We start from the raw sequence: 20,839 nt of genomic DNA, 5'->3' as shown, positions 1-20,839 counted from the left end.
TTTAAAACTTCATTTCCATGGTCGCGCGCGCCTGTGGCGAGCTGGGCGATATCGCGTTGCGGGCAATCGTCCCGTTCGCGTCGGTATAGACCGTGCTGCTTTCAAAATCCTGCGCCAGCAGGTTCGATACCGCCAGGCGCAGCTGGTTTTTCGGGTTGAATTTCCACAAGGCATACAGATCGAGGTCGCGCCGCGGCGTGCTGTAGGCGCTCTGCTGCTGCGTGATGCGCACCGGGCCGCCGTTGCGGAAATTGAAGCTGCCACCGGCCGTCAACATGCCGTCGGCCGTCTTGTAGTCGAGGCCGAAATTGCCGCTGACGGGGGTTTGCTGGTCGAGCCGGTTGTCCGGCCCCGGCACCTGCTCCACCTGCGACCAGTTGCGGCTGATGCTGGCGCGCACATCGATGGCCGGCACGGTGGCCGCCAGCACGGCGCGCAGCGGAAACTTCGCTTCCAGTTCCACCGTTTGCGTATTGGCGCGGCCATCGTTGACGGGCGTCGAGACCCAGCGCTCGTCGATCAGCAGCAAGCCCTGGCGCGTGTAGCCGTCGATGCGGCGCGCCGACGCGCGGGCGCTCAGCAGCGCGCCCTGCGCCCAGTAATGCTCATAGGACGCGTCGATGCCCAGCGCCAGCTCCGGTTTCAGGTTCGGATTGCCTTCGCGGTCCGGATCGGTCTGGCTGTTGTTGGTCGAGGTATTGCGGCGCGGTATCAGGCTCGACGCCGGCTGCGCCTTGTAGGTGCGCGTCAACGCCAGGCGGATCTGGTCGCCTTTGGTATCGGGCAGCTTCCACAGCGTTTGCAGCAGCGGACTCCAGACGCTGGTGCGCTGGCGCACGGCGTCAAAACTGTCGCCCGTGCTGCGCGTATCGATGCCTTCCCAGCGCACGCCCGCATACATCGACCAGCGCGGCGTGATCTCCCAGTCATCCTGGGCAAACAGCGCCAGCCGCCGTACCAGCGCATCGAAATCCTCGTCGCTGTTGAACGGCGGCCGGCCAGCGGATAGCTGCGCCTCGCGCTGGCGGCGCTCTTCCTCGCGCTCGGTATAGGCGCCGTCCCAGCCCATCGACAGGGCGTGGCCCGGCACCAGCGGAGTCGAGTATTTGCCGGTCGAACTGACCCCGTTCTCGGTCGCCTTGACGCCCACCGCGCGTTCGAGCGCCAGGCCGGCGCCATCGATATAGCCGCGCTGCAGGCTGTCGGAAGTATTGCGCGCGCCGGTCGCGCCCAGTTTCAGTTCCAGCCTGGCGCCGCCATCGAGCTTGTGCATCCAGGTCAGGTCGGCGCGGCCCATGGCGTTGTGATTGCTGGAGCTGCCGGTATTGGTATCGTAATCGGGACGCGCGCCCAGTTCGGTCTCGGCGCGGCTGATATTGCGGTGCTCGCCACGGCCGGCGTTGACGAAGAATTGGGCCGTGACCGTGTCGCCGCTTTTCAGCGTCCAGTTCAGGCGCGGCGACAGATTGATGCCTTCGGGACGGCCGTCGCCGCTGCCGGTGGTGCGGCGCCGCAGGTTTTGCCGGCCGTCGGGCAGGTAGCCCAGTTCCAGCGCGGGATTGTCGTAGTGATAGTCGTAGCGGAACAGCGAGCCGGCCATCGAGTAGGAAAAATTGCCGTCGCGGTCAGACAATTGCAGGTTGACCGTCGGCGAAAAACTGTCGCGGCTGCCCGCCAGGCCCAGCTTGAGTTCGCGCTGCGCCGTCTTGACGGCCTTTTTCAGCACCACATTGATGGTGCCGGCGATCGACTGGGTGCTGTACTCGGCGCTGGCCGCATGCAGGATCTCGATGCGTTCGATCACGTCGGGCGACAGGGTGTCGAGCGAAAAACCGGCCGGCGCGCGCTCGCCGTTGAGCAGGATCTGCGTATAGCCGCTGCCCAGCCCGCGCATGCGGATCTCGCCGCCGGTACGGCCGGCCGCGCCCGTCACGGTAATGCCGGGCAGGCGCTTGAGCACGTCCGTGACATTGGTATCGCCATATTTGAGGATTTCTTCGCTATTCACCACCATCTTGCTGGCCGTGTCGTCACGGCGCGGATCGTAGCCGCTGCCCTTCACTTCCACCTTCTGCACGGCAGGCGCGGAATCAGCAGGCGCGGCTGGCGCGGCGGGATTGGCGTCAGGCGTGGCTTGCTGGGCGTGGGCATGCCAGGCAAACAGGACGGCGGCGGTACACAGGGTGAGGCGAAACAGAGGCAAGGACGATGGCATGATGAATGAGCTGCGTGGCTGAATGAAGTGGCTGGGTGCTAAAAACGGCAGCGGCATTTTGCAACAAAATTTTGCCCTACGGCACAGTTTCCAGAAAATAAAGTTTATAACAAATAAAATTTGGCCGGGCCTGCCGCGCGCCGTCAAACTGCTGACTGGCACGCATTACGTGGCCGCCGCCTTCGCGACCCCGCTATAATGCGTTTACATCATTGTTTCCATCCCCTCAAAGGCTTCCTATCGTGTCCGACCGTCTCGCCGTCCTGCCCCAATATCTGCTGCCCAAGGGAGCATTGACCAATTTCGCCGGCCGGGTCGCCGGTGCCAAAGGCGGTTCGATGACCACCCGGCTGATCCGCTGGTTCGTCGGCCGCTACAACGTCAACATGGATGAGGCGCTCGACTCGGACATCACGCACTACACCAGCTTCAACGATTTTTTTACCCGCGCGCTGCGCCCCGGCGTGCGCCCGATCGCGCAAGCCGATTATGTCTGCCCCGTCGATGGCCGCATCAGCCAGTTCGGCGCGATCGACAAGGACCAGATCTTCCAGGCCAAGGGCCATCATTTCAGCACCACCGCGCTGGTCGGTGGCGATGCCGCGCTGGCCGCGCAATTCGAGCACGGCAGCTTCGCCAACCTGTACCTGAGCCCGCGCGACTACCACCGCATCCACATGCCGTGCGACGGCCGCCTGACGCGCATGATCTATGTGCCGGGCGAATTGTTTTCCGTGAACCCGACCACCGCGCGCGGCATCCCCGGCCTGTTCGCCCGCAACGAGCGCGTGGTGTGCGTGTTCGACACCGCCAATGGCCCCTTCGTGATGACCCTGGTGGGCGCCACCATCGTCGGCAGCATGGCCACCGTTTGGCACGGCGTGGTCAACCCGCCCCGCTCGGGGCAAGTGCGCGACTGGAGCTATGCCAACGACAATATCGTGCTGAAAAAAGGCGAGGAACTGGGCCGCTTCCTGCTGGGCTCGACCGTCGTCATGCTGTTCCCGAAAGACACGCTGCAGTTCAACCCGGCGTGGCAGCCGGCCGGACCGGTGCAGCTTGGTGAAGTGATGGGTAATTTGCCCAAGTAACGTTTTAGACTGGCATATCCATCTGGTACATCTCCTCCATCAGGTTGAGAAACGCGCGCGTCTTGGCCGGCATCAGCCGCCGGCCGGGAAACACGGCCCAGCCCGTGACCAGCGGAAAACTCCACTCCGGCAGCACGCGCACCAGTTCCCCCGTTTGCAGATAAGCCTTGGCGAAGCGGTCGGTGCTGGCCGCGATGCCCACCCCGGTGCAGGCCATGCGTACCAGCAATTCCGGCGAATTGGCCAGCAGGCGCACCGGCAAGTCGCGCTCCCAGGTGGTCTTGCCGCGTATCAGGGTCCAGCGCACCAGGCCATGCTGGGCACGCGGCAAGCTGAGTAGGTCGTGCCGGAACAAATCGTCGGGATGCTCGGGCAAGCCATGCACGCTGGTGTACTGCGGCGACGCATAGAGCGCCAGGGTGCTGAAGGCCACGCGGCGCGCCGCCAGGCTGGCGTCGTCGGGCAGGTTACCCATGCGTATCGCCAAATCAAAATTTTCCTCCAGCAAATCCACGCGCCGCGCCGACAGATCCAGTTCCAGCGAAATCGCCGGATAGCGGCGCACGAACTCGGCCAGGACTTGCCGCATCAGGGTATCGGCAAAATCGGCCGGCATCGAAATGCGCAGCAAGCCGCTGGGGCCGGCCTGGCGGTGCTGGGCCAGCGCGCCGGCCGCCTCGGTTTCCTCCACCACCTTGCGCGCGTGTTCCAGCAGGCTGGCGCCAAACTCGGTCAGCACCAGCTTGCGCGTCGTCCGCTGCAGCAGGCGTTCGCCCAGCTTGCCTTCCAATAGCGAAATACGGCGCGACAGGGTCGACTTGGGCAAGTCGACGCGCTCGGCGGCACGCGAAAAACTGCCGCATTCCACCACACGGGCAAACAGCAGCAGATCGCCGGGATCGATGTCCATCTTGTTCCTTGTTTGATTGTTCCATCAGTGGATAAATGTTATCCATTTTAACGGCTTCCGCATCAATTTTGGAATTGCTATAGTTCATTCATCGCAAGACACCTCACTCACACGGAGAAAAACAGATGAACATCCTGCAAATCAATTCCAGCGCCCGCAGCACCGGTTCCGCATCCACCCGCCTGGCCGACGCCCTGGTCGCCAAGGTTGTCGCCGCCAACCCGGAAGCTGCCGTGGTGCGCCGCGACCTGGCGGCCCAGCCGCATCCGGTGCTGGATGAGCCGACCCTGCAGGCACTGTTCACGCCAGCCGAGCAGCGCACTGCCGAACAAGCGGCCCGCATCGCCCTCGACGACGCCCTGATCGCCCAGGTGCAGGCGGCCGACGTGATCGTGGTCGGCGCGCCGATGTACAACTTCGGCATCACCGTGCAACTGAAAAGCTGGTTCGACGCGATTGCCCGCGCCAACGTCACCTTCAAATACACGGAAAAAGGCCCGGTCGGCCTGCTGACAGGCAAGAAAGTCCTGGTCGGCCTGTCGCGTGGCGGCCTGCACCGTGGCGGCGCGAGCGACAGCCAGGTGCCTTACCTGAACACCATGTTCGGTTTCCTCGGCCTGACCGATGTGCAGTACGTGTATTCGGAAGGCATGGGCATGGGTCCGGAAGCCGTGGCCAAGGCGCAAGCCCAGGCGGACGCCGAGATCAACGCCATCCTCGTGTAAGCGTTTCATACTGAAAACTGGAGAGCATCATGAACGATATCAATACCGCCACCACAGTCACCACCGCACGCACCGTCGAGCGCGTCATTGCCGGCCAGGCCGTCATGGATGGCGCCGGCGTGAAGATCAACCGCGTGCTGACGCAGCAATTGCAGCGCCGCCTCGATCCGTTCCTGATGCTCGACAATTTTGCCAGCGACCAGCCGAACGACTATATCGCCGGCTTCCCCGAGCACCCGCACCGCGGCTTTGAAACCGTGTCCTACATGATCACGGGCCGCATGCGCCATCGCGACAGCGCCGGCCACGAAGGCCTGCTGAGCTCGGGTGGCGTGCAATGGATGACGGCCGGCAGCGGCGTGATCCATTCGGAAATGCCCGAACAGGAAGAAGGCGTGATGGAAGGTTTTCAGTTGTGGCTGAACCTGCCCGCCAGCGACAAGATGCGCACGCCCTGGTACCGCGATTTTGACAGCAGCGAGATTCCGCGCTACACCACCGATGCAGGCGTGGCGGTGCAAGTGATCGCCGGCAGCAGCCATGGCGTGGCGGGCGCGGTGCAGCGCGATCGCACCGAACCGCTGTACCTCGATATCGACCTGCCGGCCGGCAGCACCTTCGAGCAGCCCTTGCCGCCCGGCCATAACGCCTTTTTGTACACGTTCAGGGGCGCGGTCGAAGTCGACGGCAAGGCGGTGCCGGCCCTGCGCATGGCGATTTTCGCCAATACACAAGGCAGCGACGGCGTGCGCATCACCGCGCCGGAAGGCGGCCGCGTGATCCTGGTCGCCGGCCAGCCGCTGAACGAACCGATCGCGCAGTACGGTCCCTTCGTGATGAATACCCAGGCCGAGGTATTCCAGGCGGTACAGGACTTCCGTGAAGGGAAGTTTGGCGAGACGGCTGCCACTGCGTAATTGCCGCCTGCCTGAAAAAACCTGCATTGCTCACGCCATGCAGGTTTTTTTACGCCAGCCGTTCCCACGGCACGCCGGCCTTTACTTTACACTGGCAGCAAGATCATTCCACAAAGCACGCCATGCATGACACCACCGACCACACCCATCTGCACGCCCACCTGAAAGGCGACGCCAAGCACACTCACTCGTTCACGGGGCGCAAGCAAAGCGTGCTGGCGTGGGCGCTGGGCCTGACATTATCGTTTGCCGGCGTCGAAGTGGCGTTCGGTTTCCTGTCCAACTCGCTGGCCCTGATTTCCGACGCCGGCCATATGGTCACCGATGCGGCTGCGCTGGGCCTGGCGCTGCTGGCGCAGGTGATCGCCCGCCGCCCGCCTTCGCCGCGCCACTCGTTCGGCTTTGGCCGCGCCGAAGCGCTGGCCGCCTTTGTCAACGGCCTGGCCATGCTGTGCGTGGTGGGCTGGATCTGCTACGAAGCCGTGCTGCGCTTTTCCACCCCCGAAGCCGTGCATGGCGACACGGTGGTGGTAGTGGCCGTCATCGGCCTGGCGATCAATGTGGTGGTGGCGTGGGTGCTGTCGAAAGACAAGGACAGCGTCAACACGCGCGCCGCACTGGTCCACGTGATGGGCGACTTGCTGGGTTCGGTGGCCGCCATCGTCGCCGGCGCCGTGATCTACTTCACTGGCTGGATGCGGATCGACCCGCTGCTGTCGGTGCTGGTCTCCTTGCTGATTTTGAAATCGACGTTTGGGGTGTTGAAGGACTCGTACCACTTCCTGATGGAAGGCGTGCCGCACCAGATCGACTACCTGCGGGTGGGCGCCGACGTCGAGCAGATTCCCGGCGTGCTGTCGGTCCACGACCTGCACGTGTGGGACATGTCGCCGGGCCAGCCGGCGCTGATCGGCCACGTGCAGATCAATGAACTGCAAGACTGGCCGCAGGTGCTGCGCGCCATCAAGGCCATGCTGCTGAGCCAGCATGGCATCGACCATATCACCTTGCAGGCGGAAACCGCCGGCATGGCGGGCCTGCACCAGCAAGACCACAGTCACGACCGGATCGCCTGAAGCAGGCAGCCCGGCCAGCCCTGGGACGCCTGCCCTGCCGCGCGACGGTGTTGACCGGCCTTGTTACTCGCTTTCGACGCTGCTGTTGCCTGTGCCCACCGGCAGCCGCAGGCCCGTATCGATCACATTCAGGCGCAAGCCCGGCAACACATTGCTGTTCACCGAGGCCGTCGTCTGCACCACCGGCGCGCTGCCCTGCTGCTGCGGCTGGCTGCCCTCCACCGCCACCTGCACCGCGTCCTCCTTGCTGGTGACGGTTTCCCCTTTCGCCACCACCTCGGCCTGCACCATATTGCCTTGCGATGGCGCCACATTGACCGCCGCGATCACGCTGGCCACCGCGCTTTGCAGCGCTTCGGTCGGATTGACCGTCAGCACGCCCGGCGTGTAGGTCAGCGCATAGTTGGTCGATGCCTGGCCGGCCGCCGACACCACATAGCTGCCCGATGGCGAGCCGGTGGTCGCCGGCGTGGTGAACGCCAGGTTGCCGCTGACTTCGTTCGCCAGTGTGTCGCCGCCCAGCAAGCCCGTGTAGCTGGCCGTGAAGGCCGGGTTGGCGCGGCCCTGGTCTTTCTCGGCATTGTCCACTTTGACACCCAGCGCCGCCTGCGTGATGCTGGCCGTGGTGGTCGCCGTCGTGTTGACAATATAGTTGCCCGCATCCGCGCCGCCGAGCGCAATGCCGTTCACCGTCACCGTCTTGTTGGTGCCGGCGTTCTTGTCGGCAAAGCTGGCGCCGCTGTTGCTGATGGTCAGCACGTCGCCGGCGATACGGTTGTCGCCCAGGGTCACGCTGGCGTTGGTGGTGGTGTCATACACGCGCGACGCGGCTCCCGTGGCGCGCACCAGCAGGCTGGCCGGCGTGATGCTGGCCGTCAAGCCGGTCGGATTGCTGATCGTATAGTTGCTGGCCAGGCCGGTGCTGGTATCGACCAGCGTCGTGCCGGTCACCGTCACCGCCTTGGCGGTGGCCGCGTTCTTGTCGGCAAACTTCGCCGTCTGACCCGCCAGGCCCAGGCTTTCGCCCGCCACCAGGCCCGCCAGCACGCCGCCGGACAATGGCGCCGCCGTGGTGCCGTCATACACCTTGTTGGTGGCCAATTGACCGGCCACCGTCAGGGCTTTCGGCGTGATGCTGGCCGTCAGGCCGGTCGGATTGCTGACCGTATAGTTGCGGGCCAGGCCGGTGCTAGTGTCGACCAGGGTCGTGCCCGTCACCGTGACGGCCTTGGCCGTGCCGGCGTTCTTGTCGGCAAACGTTGCGTTCTGGCCACCGATCACCAGGGTTTCACCAGCGACCAGGCCGCTCAAGGCGCCGCCAGACAGGCTGGCTTGCGCCGTGCCGTCATAGACCTTGTTGCCGGCCAGCTGGCCCGTCACCGTCAGGGCCTTGGCCGTAATGCTGGCCGTCAGGCCGGTCGGGTTGCTGACCGTATAGTTGCTGGCCAGGCCGTTGGCGGTATCGAGCAGGGTGGTGCCAGTCACCGTCACGGTCTTGCCATTGGCCGCGTTCTTGTCGCTGAAGACGGCGTTCTGGCCGCCAAAGCCCAGCGTTTCACCGGCCACCAGCCCGCTCAAGGCGCCGCCGGACAGGCTGGCTTGCGCATTGCCGTCATAGACTTTATTGCCCGCCAGTTGGCCCGTGACCATCAAAGCCTTGGCCGTGATGCTGGCCGTCAAGCCGGTCGGGTTGCTGACCGTATAGTTGCTGGCCAGGCCGGTGGCGGTATCGACCAGGGTGGTGCCGGTGACCGTCACCGTCTTGCCATTGGCCGCGTTCTTGTCGCTGAACACGGCGTTTTGACCACCAAAGCCCAGCGTTTCGCCCGCCACCAGGCCGCTCAATGCGCCGCCGGACAGGCTGGCTTGCGCATTGCCGTCATAGACTTTATTGCCCGCCAGTTGACCGGTCACCGTCAGGGCCTTGGCCGTGATGCTGGCCGTCAGGCCGGTCGGGTTGCTGACCGTATAGTTGCTGGCCAGGCCGTTGGCGGTATCGACCAGGGTCGTGCCCGTCACCGTCACGGCCTTGGCGGTGCCGGCATTCTTGTCGGCAAACGTCGCGTTCTGGCCACCGATCACCAGGGTCTCGCCAGCGACCAGGCCACTCAGGGTGCCACCGGACAATTGCGCCGCGGTATTGCCGTCATAGACTTTATTGCCCGCCAGTTGGCCGGTCACCGTCAAGGCCTTGGCCGTAATGCTGGCCGTCAAGCCGGTCGGGTTGCTGACCGAGTAGTTCGATGCCAGGCCCGTGGAGGTATCGACCAGGGTCGTGCCGGTGACCGTCACGGTCTTGCCATTGGCCGCGTTCTTGTCGCTGAACACTGCCGTCTGACCGGCGATGCCCAGCGTTTCCAAGCCGATGAGGCCATTCAATGTGCCGCCCGACAATGTTGCTGCCGCATTACCGTCGTAGACCTTGTTGCCGGCCAGTTGACTAGTCACCGTCAACGCTTTTTGCGTGATCGACGCCGTCAATCCGGTCGGATTGCTGACAGAATAATTGCTGGCGAGGCCATTGGCTGTATCGCCCAGTGTCGTGCCCGTCACCGTGACCGTCTTGCCGTTGGCGGCGTTCTGGTCGCCGAACACTGCGGTCTGACCGCCAATGACCAGCGTTTCAGAGCCAACCAGGCCCGTCAACGCGCCACCCGACAGCGTCGCTTGCACATTGCCATCGTAGACCTTGTTGCCAGCCAGCTGGCCGGTGACCGTCAGCGCTTTTTGCGTGATCGACGCGCTCAGGCCGGTCGGGTTGTCCACCGAATAATTGCTGGCCGAGCCCGTGCCATCGACCAGCGTCGTGCCGGTCACCGTCACAGTTTTGCGGCTGGCGGCGTTCTTGTCATTGAACGTCGCGCTTTGACCGGCGATGCCCAGCGTTTCCGAGCCGATCAGGCCGCTCAAAGTTCCGCCCGACAGCGTCGCTTGCGTGTTGCCGTCGTAGACCTTGTTACCGGCAACCTGACCATTGATCGTCAGGGCCTTGGCCGTGATATCAGCCGTGGCGCTGGCGCTGGTGCTGTCGAGCTTGTAATTGCCGGCATCCGCGCCGCCCAGCGCGATACCGCTGATGGTGACGGTTTTGCCCGTCGCGGCGTTCTTGTCGCTGAACTCGGCGCTCGCGCCGGCCGTCAGTGCATCGCCGCTGACGATGCCGTCGAACCTGGCGCCAGCGGTGTTGACCACTGCCGTTTTGCTGCCGTCATAGGTTTTGCTGTCGGCCGTCAAACCGCTCAGCGTCAGGCCCCTGGCCGTAATATCGGCCTTGGTGGTGGCGCTGCTGCTGGCGCTGTCAAGCTTGTAATTGCCGGCATCCGCGCCGCCCAGCGCGATGCCGCTGAGGGTGACGGTTTTGCCGCTGGCGGCGTTCTTGTCGCTGAACTCGGCGCTCGCGCCGGCCGTCAGTGCGTCGCCGCTGACGATGCCGTCGAACTTGGCGCCAGCGGTGTTAACCACTGCCGCTTTGGTGCCGTCATAGGTTTTGCTGTCGGCCGTCAAACCGCTCAGCGTCAGGACCCTGGCTGTAATATTGGCCTTGGTGGTGGCGCTGGTGCTGTCGAGCTTGTAATTACCTGCATCCGTACCACCCAGCGCGATGCCGCTGAGGGTGACGGTTTTGCCGCTGGCAGCGTTCTTGTCGCTGAACTCGGCGCTCGCGCCGGCCGTCAGTACATCGCCGCTGACGATGCCGTCGAACCTGGCGCCAACGGTGTTGACCACTGCCGCTTTGGTGCCGTCATAGGTTTTGCTGTCCGCCGTCAAACCGCTCAGCGTCAGGACCTTGGCCGTAATATCGGCCCTGGTGGTGGCGCTGGTGCTGTCGAGCTTGTAATTGCCGGCATCCGCGCCGCCCAGCGCGATGCCGCTGATGGTGACAGTTTTACCCGTCGCCGCGTTCTTGTCGCTGAATTCGGCGCTCGCGCCAGCCGTCAGTGCATCGCCGCTGACGATGCCGTCGAACCTGGCGCCAGCCGTATTGACGGCTGCCGTTTTGGTGCCGTCATAGGTTTTGCTGTCGGCCGTCAAACCGCTCAGCGCCAGGCCCCTGGCCGTAATATCGGCCCTGGTGGTGGCGCTGGTGCTGTCGAGCTTGTAATTGCCGGCATCCGCGCCGCCCAGCGCGATACCGCTGATGGTGACGGTTTTGCCGCTGGCAGCGTTCTTGTCGCTGAACTCGGCGCTGGCGCCAGCCGTCAGTGTATCGCCGCTGACGATGCCGTCGAACTTGGCACCAGCTGTATTTACGGCTGCCGTTTTGATGCCGTCATAGGTTTTGCTGTCGGCCGTCAAACCGCTCAGCGTCAGCGTCTTGGCCGTTATATCGGCCTTGGTGGTGGCGCTGCTGCTGGCGCTGTCGAGCTTGTAATTGCCGGCATCCGCGCCACCCAGCGCGATGCCGCTGATGGTGACGGTTTTGCCCGTCGCGGCGTTCTTGTCGCTGAAATCGGCGTTCGCGCCGGCCGTCAGTGCATCGCCGCTGACGATGCCGTCGAACCTGGCGCCAGCCGTATTGACGGCTGCCGTTTTGGTGCCGTCATAGGTTTTGCTGTCGGCCGTCAAACCGCTCAGCGTCAGCGTCTTGGCCGTTATATCGGCCTTGGTGGTGGCGCTGCTGCTGGCGCTGTCGAGCTTGTAATTGCCGGCATCCGCGCCGCCCAGCGCGATGCCGCTGAGGGTGACGGTTTTGCCGCTGGCAGCGTTCTTGTCGCTGAACTCGGCGCTCGCGCCGGCCGTCAGTGCATCGCCGCTGACGATGCCGTCGAACCTGGCGCCAGCGGTGTTGACCACTGCCGTTTTGCTGCCGTCATAGGTTTTGCTGTCGGCCGTCAAACCGCTCAGCGCCAGGCCCCTGGCCGTAATATCGGCCTTGGTGGTGGCGCTGGTGCTGGCGCTGTCAAGCTTGTAATTGCCGGCATCCGCGCCACCCAGCGCGATGCCGCTGAGGGTGACGGTTTTGCCCGTCGCGGCGTTCTTGTCGCTGAATTCGGCGCTCGCGCCGACCGTCAGTGCATCGCCGCTGACGATGCCGTCGAACCTGGCGCCGGCGGTGTTGACGGCTGCCGTTTTGGTGCCGTCATAGGTTTTACTGTCCGCCGTCAAACCGCTCAGCGTCAGGGCCTTGACCGTAATATCGGCCTTGCTGGTGGCGCTAGTGCTGGCGAGCTTGTAATTGCCCGCATCCGCACCGCCCAGCGCGATGCCGCTGATGGTGACGGTTTTATCCGTCGCTGCATTCTTGTCGGCAAACACGCCATTGGCGGAAGCTGTCAGCTTGTCGTCGGCCACCATGCCGTCGAACGTCGCACCAAGGGTGTTCACGCTGGCAGTCGTCTTGCCATCGTAGATTTTGTTGCCGGCCGTGATGCCGGTCACGCTCAACGCTTTGGGCGCGATGGTCGCTGTCAGACCGGTCGGGTTGCTGAGCGCGTAGTTGCCGGCCAGGCCGCTGCCGTCGCCGACACTGACCGTCACCGCTTTGCTGGACGCGGCATTCTTGTCGACGAACGCGCCGGCCAGCGTCAAGGTTTCGCCAACGATCAAGCCATCGAGCGTGCCGCCCGACAACGTGGCCGTCATGCTGCCATCATAGACCTTGTTGCCCGCCGTCGCGCCGCTGACGCTGACGGCTTTGGGTGTGATGGTCGCTGTCAGACCGGTCGGGTTGCTGAGCGCGTAGTTGCCGGCCAGACCGCTGCCGTTGTTGACACTGACCGTGACCAACTTGTCGGACGCGACATTCTTGTCGGCGAACGCGCCGGCCAGTGTCAAGGTTTCGCCGACGATCAAGCCATCGAGCGTGCCGCCCGACAACATGGCCTTGGTGCTGCCGTCGTAATCCTTGTTGCCCGCCGTCGCACCGCTGACCGTCAACGTTTTTTGCGTGATCGTGCCGGTCACGCCGGTCGGATTGGCGACCGTGTAATTGCCGGCCAGGCCGGTGCCATTGCCCAGGCTGACGCCACTGACCGTGACGGCCTTGGCCGCGCCAGCGTTCTTGTCGCCGAACACACCGCTGCCGCCGTTGAGCACCAGCGTTTCACCGCTGACCAGACCGGACAAGGCGCCGCCGGACAACGTCGCCGCCGTCGTGCCGTCATACACCCGGGTGCCGGCCGTCATGCCCGTCACCGTCAACGCTTTTTGGGTGATATTGGCCGTCAAGCCGGTTGGGTCGGTGACCGAATAATTGCTGGCCAGGCCGCCGTTGCTGCCGTTGACGAGCACCGAACCGCTCGCCGTCACTGTCTTGGTGTTGCCGGCGTTCTTGTCGGCGAAACTGGCTGTCAAGCCGCTCAAACCCAGGGTTTCCGAGCCGACCAGGCCGCTCAGCGAACCGCCCGACAAGGTCGCCTTGGTATTGCCATCGTAGACCTTGTTGAGCGCCGTCATGTTAATCACGGTGATCGCTTTCGGCGTGATATTGCCGGTGCCGCTGCCGGTCGTCGGTGTCAGGTTGTAGTTGGCGGCATCCAGGCCGCCCAGCGTCAGGGCGCTGATGGTGGCCGCCTTGGCCGTGCCGACGTTCTTGTCGGCGAACACGGCGCTGCCGCTCAGCGACAGGCTGTCGCCGCTGACCATGCCGTTGAACGTCGCGCCGCTGACGGTCGCTTTGGTGCTGGCATCGTATACTTTGTCGACCGTCGTGATATTGCTCAAGCTGCCGATGGTCGCCTTCGTCACGTTGGCGACCAGGCCGCTCGGCATGGCGACCGTGTAGTTGGCCGCCAGGCCGCCAGGCCGCCATTGCCGCCATCCGTCAAGCCCGCGCCGCTGACGGTGACCGCCTTGGCGGTGCCGACGTTCTTGTCGACGAACGCGCCGGACAAGGTGGCCAGGCCGACCGTTTCCGAACCGACCAGGCCGTTCAAGGCGCCGCCGCTGATGCTCGCATTGAGCGTGCCGTCATAGAGCCGGTTGGCCGCCGTCGCGCCGGTGATCGTCAGCGCTTTTTGCGTGATGCTGGCTGTCAGGCTGGCGCTGGCGCCGACCGAATAGTTGCTGGCCAGGCCGCCGTTGCTGCCGTCGGCCAAGGTGGCGCCGGAAACCGTCACGGCCTTGGCGTTGCCGGCATTCTTGTCGGCAAACGCGCCGGACAAGCCGGACAGGCTGACCGTTTCGGTGCCGACGAAGCCGCTGACGGCGCCGCCGGAAATGGCGGCCGCAGTCAAGCCGTCATAGACCTTGTCGCTGGCCGACAGCGTACCCGATAGCGTCAGCGCTTTTTGCGTGATCGTGCCGGTCACGCCGGTCGGACTGGTCACCGAGTAGTTGCTTGCCAGGCCAGTGCCATCCAGCAAGCCGACGCCGCTGATGGTGACGGCCTTGGCCGCGCCGGCGTTCCTGTCGCCGAACACGCCGCTGCCGCCGGACAAGACCAGTGTTTCACCGCTGACCAGGCCGTTCAAACTGCCGCCGGCAAGAGTCGCCGCCAGCAAGCCGTCATATACCTTGCTGCCAGCCGTCATGCCCGACACCGTCAGCGCTTTGGGCGTGATGTCGCCGGTGACGCCGGTCGGATTGGTCACCGAGTAATTGCTGGCCAGGCCCGTGCCATCCAGCAGGCCGACGCCGGACACCGTGACGGTCTTGGCCGCGCCGACGTTCTTGTCGGCGAACAGAGCGCTGCCGCCGTTGATCACCAGCGTTTCGCCGCTGATCACGCCGTTCAAGGTGCCGCCGCTCAAGGTCGCCGTCGCCGTGCCGTCGTAGGCGCGCGTGCCGGCCGTCAGGCCCGATACTGTCAGCGCTTTCGGCGTGATATTGCCGGTGCTGCTGCTGGTGCTGCTGGCCAGGTTGTAGTTGCCGGCGTCGGTGCCGCCCAGCGTGATGCCGCTGATCGACACCGTCTTGCCATTGCCGACGTTCTTGTTGGCGAACGTGGACGTCGTCGCGCTCAGCGTCAGGCTGTCGCTGAGTTTGATGCCGTTGAACGTGGCGCCAGCCGCATTGACGGTGGCGTTCAAGCCGCCGTCGTAGACCTTGCTGTTGGTCACGATGTTGGTGACCGAGGTGATGGTGGCCTTGTTGATATTGGCCGTCACGCCGGTCGGATTGCTGATCGTGTAGTTGCTGGCCTGGCCGCCGTTGCTGCCGACGGTCATGACCGCGCCGGTGATGGTGACGGCCTTGCCGGTGCCGACGTTCTTGTCGGCAAAGACACCGACCATGCCGCCGACGCCGACGCCTTCCGCACCGACCAGGCCGTCGAGAATCACGGTACCGCCCAGGGTGACCGTGGTAGTGCCGGTGTAGGCCCGGTTGGCGGCCGTGATGCCACTGATCGTCAGCGCTTTTTTCGTGATGTCGGCCGTCAAGCCGGTCGGCGCGGTCACCGAATAATTGCTGGCCAGGCCGCTGCCGTCGGCCAGCGTCACGCCGGACACCGTCACGGTCTTGCCGGTGGCGGCGTTCTTGTCGCTGAACGCGCCGCTCTGGCCGGACACGGTCACCGTTTCACCGCCGACCATGCCGCTCAGGGTGCCGCCGGAGAGCGTCGCATTGGCATTGCCGTCATACGCCTTGGCGCTGGCGCTCAGGCCGCTCAACGTCAGCGCTTTTTGCGTGATGCTGGCCGTCACGCCGGTCACCGCGCCGACCGTATAGTTGCTGGCCAGGCCGCCGTTGCCGCCGTCGCTCAAGGCGCCGCCGGTCACCGTCACGGCCTTGCTTGCGCCCGCGTTCTGGTCGCCGAAAACACCGCTCAGACTCGACAGGCCCAGCGTTTCCGAACCGGCCATGCCGGTCAAAGCGCCGCCGCTCAAGGTGGCCGCAGTGTTGCCATCGTAAACCTTGTCGGCGGCCGTCACGCCGTCGATCGTCAGCGCTTTTTGCGTGATATTGCCGGTCGCGCCGGTGGCGTTGCTGACCGTGTAGTTGCTGGCCAGGCCGCTGCCGTTGACCAGGGTGGCGCCGCTTACCGTCACGGTCTTGCCATTGGCCGCGTTCTTGTCGCTGAACTCGCCCGTCTGGCCGGACAGGCCCAGCGTTTCACCGCTGACCATGCCGCTCAAGGTGCCGCCCGTCACCGTCGCCGACGTGTTGCCGTCATACGCCTTGCTGCCGACCGTGACGCCGCTGACCGTCAGCGCTTTTTGCGCGATATTGGCGGACAGGCCCGTGACGCTGCCGACCGAATAATTGACGAACAGGCCGCCGCCGTTGCCGTTGCTCAAGGTGCCGCCGGTGATCGTCACGGGCTTGCCGTTGCCGGCGTTCTTGTCGCCGAAGCTGCCGGCCAAGCTGTCCAGGATGACCGTTTCCGACCCGACGAAGCCGCTCAGGGTGCCGCCGGTAAACGTGGCCGCCGTCAAACCGTCGTAGACTTTGTTGTTGGCTGTCTCGCCGGTCAGCGTCAACACTTTTTTCGTGACGTTGGCCGGCGCGACCGTATTGGAGATCCTGTAGTTGGCCGCCAGGCCGCCAGGCCGCCATTGCTGCCGTCGCCCAGGACGGTGCTGACAGTGACGGTCTTGCCATTGGCGGCGTTGCTGTCGGAAAACAGGCCGCTGGGGACCCAGGTCACCGTTTCGCTGCCGACCATGCCGTTCAAGGAGCCGCCGGTGATGGTGGCCGCTTTGGTGCCGTCATAGACTTTATTGGCCGCGGTCAAGCCGCTCCAGGTCAGGAGCTTGGTCGTGATCGCGCCCGTGACGCCGGTCGGCGCGGCGAGCGAATAATTGCTGGCCAGGCCATTGCCGTCGCCCAGCGTGCCTGGCACCACCGTGATCGCCTTGCCGCTGCCGGCGTTCGCATTGGCGTAGCTGCCGCTCGACGCGCCGACGGTCACCACTTCGCTGCCGACCAGACCGAGCAAGGTACCGCCCGTCAACGTGACCGAGGTCAAGCCATCGTATTGCTTGCTGACCCCGGCCAGGCCGGTCAAGGTCAAGGCCCGCTTGTCGATGGTCAAGGTCGTGCTGTTCGCAGTGATCGCATACCCGCGCTGGCCCGAATACAGGCCGCTGGCCGTGATGGCATAGGTGCCGGCGTTGACGGCATTGCCCGCCGCGCCATAGTTCAGTGTGCCCTGCAGCGCCGCATAGCCGTAGGCGTTCGAACTGCTGACGCCCGGCGCCGTCCAGACATTGGTACCGTCATAGGTCTTGCTGGCGTTGGCGGCAAACGTCACCTGCAACGGCGTCATGAAGGCGCGCAGCAAGGGGTAGGTATAGCTGTCATAGACGATCCACGCGCCGGCCAGGTCCCATGCCGCGCCGCTATAGGTGGACAGCAATTTCATTTGCGCGGTGCTCAAGCCGGCGCCGGTCGCGCTGTTCAACTGGCCGCTGGTCGTGCTATCCCAGAAATTGCCAGTGACGGTGGCGGTGCTGCTATTGCTGCCGGCCAGGCCGCCCGCCGAGCTGCCGCCGGTGACGGTGCCGCTGGCATAGTTGTTGGTCAGCGTGCCGCTATTCTCGCCGACCAGGCCGCCGATGACGCCGGTGCCGGTGACGGCGCCGCTGGCGTAGCTGTTGGTGACGATGCCAGGCGTGCCACCTTCGATGCCGTTCAAGCCGACCAGGCCGCCGACCTGGCTGCCGCCTGTCACGCTGGCGGTGCTGTAGCTGCCGCTGACGAGACCCAGGTTGCTGCCGACCAGGGCGCCGGTGGCATCCTTGCCGGTGATGCTGCCGCCTTCGAGGCCGATATCGCGCACAATCGCGGTGCCCGATGTGGCGCCGAACAGGCCGGCGACATTCGTGCCGGGACGGTTGATCACCAGGCCGGAAATGACATGACCGGCACCGTTCAGGGTGCCGGTGAACGGCGTCGCCGTGCTGGCGCCGAGCGGAACAAAGGTGGCGCCATTCCACACATCGCCAGTGGTGCCGGTGCTGGCGGCGTTGATATCCTGCTTCAGCGTGTAGTTGCCGGCCAGATTCATCGCCATCAGTTGCAACTGGTGCGACGAGCGGATATCGGTGCTGTATTCGGACGCCAGCATCGACCCGGTGGCGCCGGTCGCGTTGCCTGCGCCATTGAGCGTACCGTCGGTATTGACCATCACCCAGTTGTTGCCCGCCACGCCAGTGTCGGTCGTGAAAGCGAAGTTGGCGAAATTCGAGGCCACTTGCATTTGCGCCGAGCTCAGGCCGATGACCGAGGTGATGGGTTGGCTGTTGCTGCTGTTGTTCAAGCCGACGCCCGTCATCTGCGCCGGGTTCAGCGTCGCATTGAAATACCCGCTGTTGACCGAACTGGTTCCGCTCATGGTGCCGACCACGCCGCCCACCGTACCCATGCCGCCGTTGACCAAGGCCACGGCGCCGGACGAATAGACATTCGTCAACGTGCCCGCCATGGACATCGTGCCCACCACGCCGCCCACCGCAAGGTTGCCGTTCACCGCGCCGGTGGCATAACTGTTGGCAATGGCTCCACGGTTGTCGCCGACCAGCCCACCGGTGGCGATGCCGCCTGAGACGGCGATGCCGGGATTGGTCACGGTTCCGGTGGCGTAGCTGTTGTTGATCTGCGCCGTCGAAAAGTTGTAGCCGACCAGGCCGCCGGCTTGCCCGTTGGCCGTGATGGCGCCGGTGCTGTAGCTGTTGCTGATGGTGGCCTTGCTGCGGTTGTTGGCGGTAATGCCGCCGGCGCCGATTTTGGCGGTCACCGCGCCGAGGTTAAAACTGTCGGTGATGCTGCCCAGGTTGTAGTTGGCCAGGCCGCCGGCACTATTGAGAGTCGAGGTCACCGCGCCGCTGTTATAGCTGCTGATGATCTTGCTGTTAGCGAAGTTTTGGCTGACCAGTCCACCGATAAAGGCGCTCGTGCCCGGCGCGGTCACCGTCGCGCTGTTGTAGCTGTTGCTGATGATGCCGCCGTTTTTCCCGACCAGGCCGCCCATTACCACGTTGGCCGGGCTGCTGAGCGAACCGGTCACATACGCATTATCGATGCTGCCGTTATTGATGCCGACCAGCCCGCCACCGTACCGTAGGTACCGTTCGGCGCATTGCCCGTGATCGCGACCCCGACCATCCCGATATTGCGCACGCTTGCTGCGGTGCTGGTGACACCGAACAGGCCGACCGTGCTGTTGCCGGTGGTGGTGCCGCTGGCCAGGCCGGTAATGACATGGCCCAGACCGTCGAACTGGCCGCTGAATTGCACGCCGCTGGTGCCGATTGGCGTGAAACCGTTGGCGCCCCAGACCGACGTGTTCGACGTGCCGCTGGCATCGATATTGGCGCCCAGCACGAAGTTGCCATTCAGCGCACCTGTCAGGCCCTGCAAATCGGTACCGCTGATGCTGCCGGCCGCGCCCAGGCTGTTGATCACCGTGTAACTGGTCAGCACGCCATCGCTGCCCAGCTTGGCGCTGAAATTTTGTCCCGCCGGCAGGTCGATCTCGGCCTTGACGTTGTATTTGCTCGTGTTGCCGGATACGGCGTTGGCCTGGCCATACTGCAGCGCCAGGCTGGCCGTGCCCGAACCGTGCAGCGGTGCATTGATATTGATATCGTTGTGCGCCGTCAGGGTCAGCTTGTTGGCCGACCAGGAAATCGTGTCGTTGATATTGATATTGCCCTGGCCCGTGCCAGTGGCCACCGTCTGGATCTCGATGCTGGTGTTTTTCAGCTGATCGGTATAGAACGCGCCGGTCTTGTCACCGCCGGTGGCCGCCACCGTGAAATCGGTCGGATCGATCAGCCAGGTCCCCGTCAGGCCATGCGGTGCGGTGGTCGTGACGTTCAAGCCATCGCCCATTTTCACGTGCGCGGCCGAGGTGTCGACAAAGCCGCCATTGCCGCCGGTCGGCGCGCTGGCGTCCAGGATGCCGCCGGCGTTGACGGTGCCGGTCTGCATGTCGCCCAGCAGCTTGATGGTGCCGCTGCGCGTATCGATGGTGTGCGCTTCGATCACGCCGGTATTGTTGACCACGGTTTTCAGCAGGTCGCCGGCGGCCTGGGCGGTCAGCAGCACGCTGCCGCCATCGGCCTGGATCAGGCCGCCATTTTGCACCAGCGCGCCCACCGCACCCTGGTCCACCGCCACGTTCAGCAAGCCGTCGCCGGCCACATCCAGCGTGATGGCGCGGCCCGCCGCCAGCGCCACCGAACCGAGGCGGGCGTTGATCGTGCCTTCGTTCGACACATTCGCGCCCAGCAAGGCGACATAGCCGCCCGGCGCGCTGATCGACCCCTGGTTCAGTACCTTGCCGGTGCCGTTGCCGGAAAATTTATAGTTACCCGACATGAAGTCGGCGTTATTGATATCGAGCGTGGAGGCCACCAGGCCGGCCGTATTCACGGAGGCTTCTTTACCGAACAGGATGCCGTTCGGATTGACGACAAACACCTTGCCGTTGGCCGACAGATTGCCCAGGATGGTGGTGCCGTCACTGCCCAGCACGCGGTTCAGCGCCACCGCATTGCTGTTCGGCTGCACGAACTGCACCGACTCGCCCTTGTTGATATTGAAGTTGGCCCAGTTGATGACCGCGTTCTGGCTGCCCTGCTTGATCACCGTCGAACCGGGCGCGCCGGTGATGTTCGCCTGGCCCGCCACCACCGTGCCACCGGTGGGCCCCGCCAGCGCAAGACTGCCATAGCCCAGCATCAGCGCCGCCGCCATGCTGGTCAGGGCAAAATGCGCGCCGCCGCCGGCGCTGCCGGGCATCGAGCGCTTGCCGGCCGATTTGACGTTTTCGGAAACAGCTGCGTAGGCGCCGGTGGCCTGGTTCCAGATGGAGCGGTAGATGCGATTCATGATGTCCGACGATAGGGAGAGGGTGGTATTTCCGGGTGCAATCTGCGGTACGCGAGAAACACCTGGCGCATGCCTGATCGCGCAATGGACAACATAAACGTGGCGAAACTGCATGCCGCGGCAAAATAAATTGCAAAATGTTCAATTTGCAGTGTATTGCCATCAAGAACTTAAGTCAATTGCCAT

10 protein-coding genes are annotated in these 20,839 nt (G+C 64.4%); 4 read left to right on the top strand and 6 right to left on the bottom strand.

Annotated elements, in window-relative coordinates:
• Position 1 precedes the first annotated feature (1 nt).
• Positions 2-2,215, bottom strand: coding sequence for a TonB-dependent receptor (locus tag Q8L25_RS16745; protein ID WP_308920438.1), 2,214 nt, complete (start codon positions 2,213-2,215; stop codon positions 2-4).
• A 242-nt stretch (positions 2,216-2,457) separates the two neighbouring features.
• Between Q8L25_RS16745 and asd the strand changes: the two genes are divergently transcribed.
• Positions 2,458-3,306 (top strand): archaetidylserine decarboxylase, encoded by an 849-nt coding sequence (gene asd, locus Q8L25_RS16740; protein WP_308920437.1) that lies wholly within the window; start codon positions 2,458-2,460, stop codon positions 3,304-3,306.
• 4 nt (positions 3,307-3,310) lie between these two features.
• Here asd and Q8L25_RS16735 read toward each other — a convergent pair whose 3' ends face one another.
• Positions 3,311-4,216 (bottom strand): LysR family transcriptional regulator, encoded by a 906-nt coding sequence (locus tag Q8L25_RS16735; RefSeq protein ID WP_308920436.1) that lies wholly within the window; start codon positions 4,214-4,216, stop codon positions 3,311-3,313.
• Between the two features lie 125 nt (positions 4,217-4,341).
• On the opposite strand from Q8L25_RS16735, the gene Q8L25_RS16730 reads away from it, so the two are divergent.
• From Q8L25_RS16730 to Q8L25_RS16720, 3 genes are all read left to right on the top strand, one after another.
• Positions 4,342-4,941 (top strand): NAD(P)H-dependent oxidoreductase, encoded by a 600-nt coding sequence (locus Q8L25_RS16730; protein ID WP_308920435.1) that lies wholly within the window; start codon positions 4,342-4,344, stop codon positions 4,939-4,941.
• 29 nt (positions 4,942-4,970) lie between these two features.
• A complete protein-coding gene (locus Q8L25_RS16725; protein WP_308920434.1) occupies positions 4,971-5,858 on the top strand; it encodes a pirin family protein in 888 nt (295 codons plus the stop codon).
• A gap of 122 nt (positions 5,859-5,980) precedes the next feature.
• Positions 5,981-6,934, top strand: a complete 954-nt coding sequence (locus tag Q8L25_RS16720; RefSeq protein WP_308920433.1) for a cation diffusion facilitator family transporter — start codon at positions 5,981-5,983, stop codon at positions 6,932-6,934.
• A 63-nt stretch (positions 6,935-6,997) separates the two neighbouring features.
• On the opposite strand, the gene Q8L25_RS16715 is transcribed toward Q8L25_RS16720, so the two are convergent.
• Genes Q8L25_RS16715 through Q8L25_RS16700 form a run of 4 tightly spaced genes read right to left on the bottom strand, consistent with a single transcriptional unit; the run spans position 6,998 to position 20,653 of the window.
• Positions 6,998-13,645 carry a YDG domain-containing protein gene (locus Q8L25_RS16715; protein ID WP_308920432.1) on the bottom strand — a complete coding sequence of 2,216 codons (6,648 nt, stop codon included), beginning with the start codon at positions 13,643-13,645 and terminating at the stop codon, positions 6,998-7,000.
• Positions 13,618-16,299, bottom strand: a complete 2,682-nt coding sequence (locus tag Q8L25_RS16710) for a YDG domain-containing protein (RefSeq protein WP_308920431.1) — start codon at positions 16,297-16,299, stop codon at positions 13,618-13,620. Before Q8L25_RS16710 ends, Q8L25_RS16715 begins: the two co-directional genes overlap by 28 nt.
• Positions 16,293-18,824: a YDG domain-containing protein gene (locus tag Q8L25_RS16705; protein ID WP_308920430.1), complete on the bottom strand. Its 2,532-nt coding sequence runs from the start codon at positions 18,822-18,824 to the stop codon at positions 16,293-16,295. Before Q8L25_RS16705 ends, Q8L25_RS16710 begins: the two co-directional genes overlap by 7 nt.
• Positions 18,821-20,653, bottom strand: coding sequence for a filamentous hemagglutinin N-terminal domain-containing protein (locus Q8L25_RS16700; protein WP_308920429.1), 1,833 nt, complete (start codon positions 20,651-20,653; stop codon positions 18,821-18,823). The genes Q8L25_RS16705 and Q8L25_RS16700 overlap by 4 nt, the downstream gene beginning before the upstream one ends.
• Positions 20,654-20,839: the final 186 nt, after the last annotated feature.

The sequence above is a fragment of the Janthinobacterium sp. J1-1 genome, from assembly GCF_030944405.1.
In the GTDB taxonomy this organism is placed as follows: Bacteria; Pseudomonadota; Gammaproteobacteria; order Burkholderiales; family Burkholderiaceae_D; genus Janthinobacterium.
The sequence above is the reverse complement of the archived record's forward strand: the minus strand, read 5'-3'. Positions and strand labels throughout refer to the sequence as shown.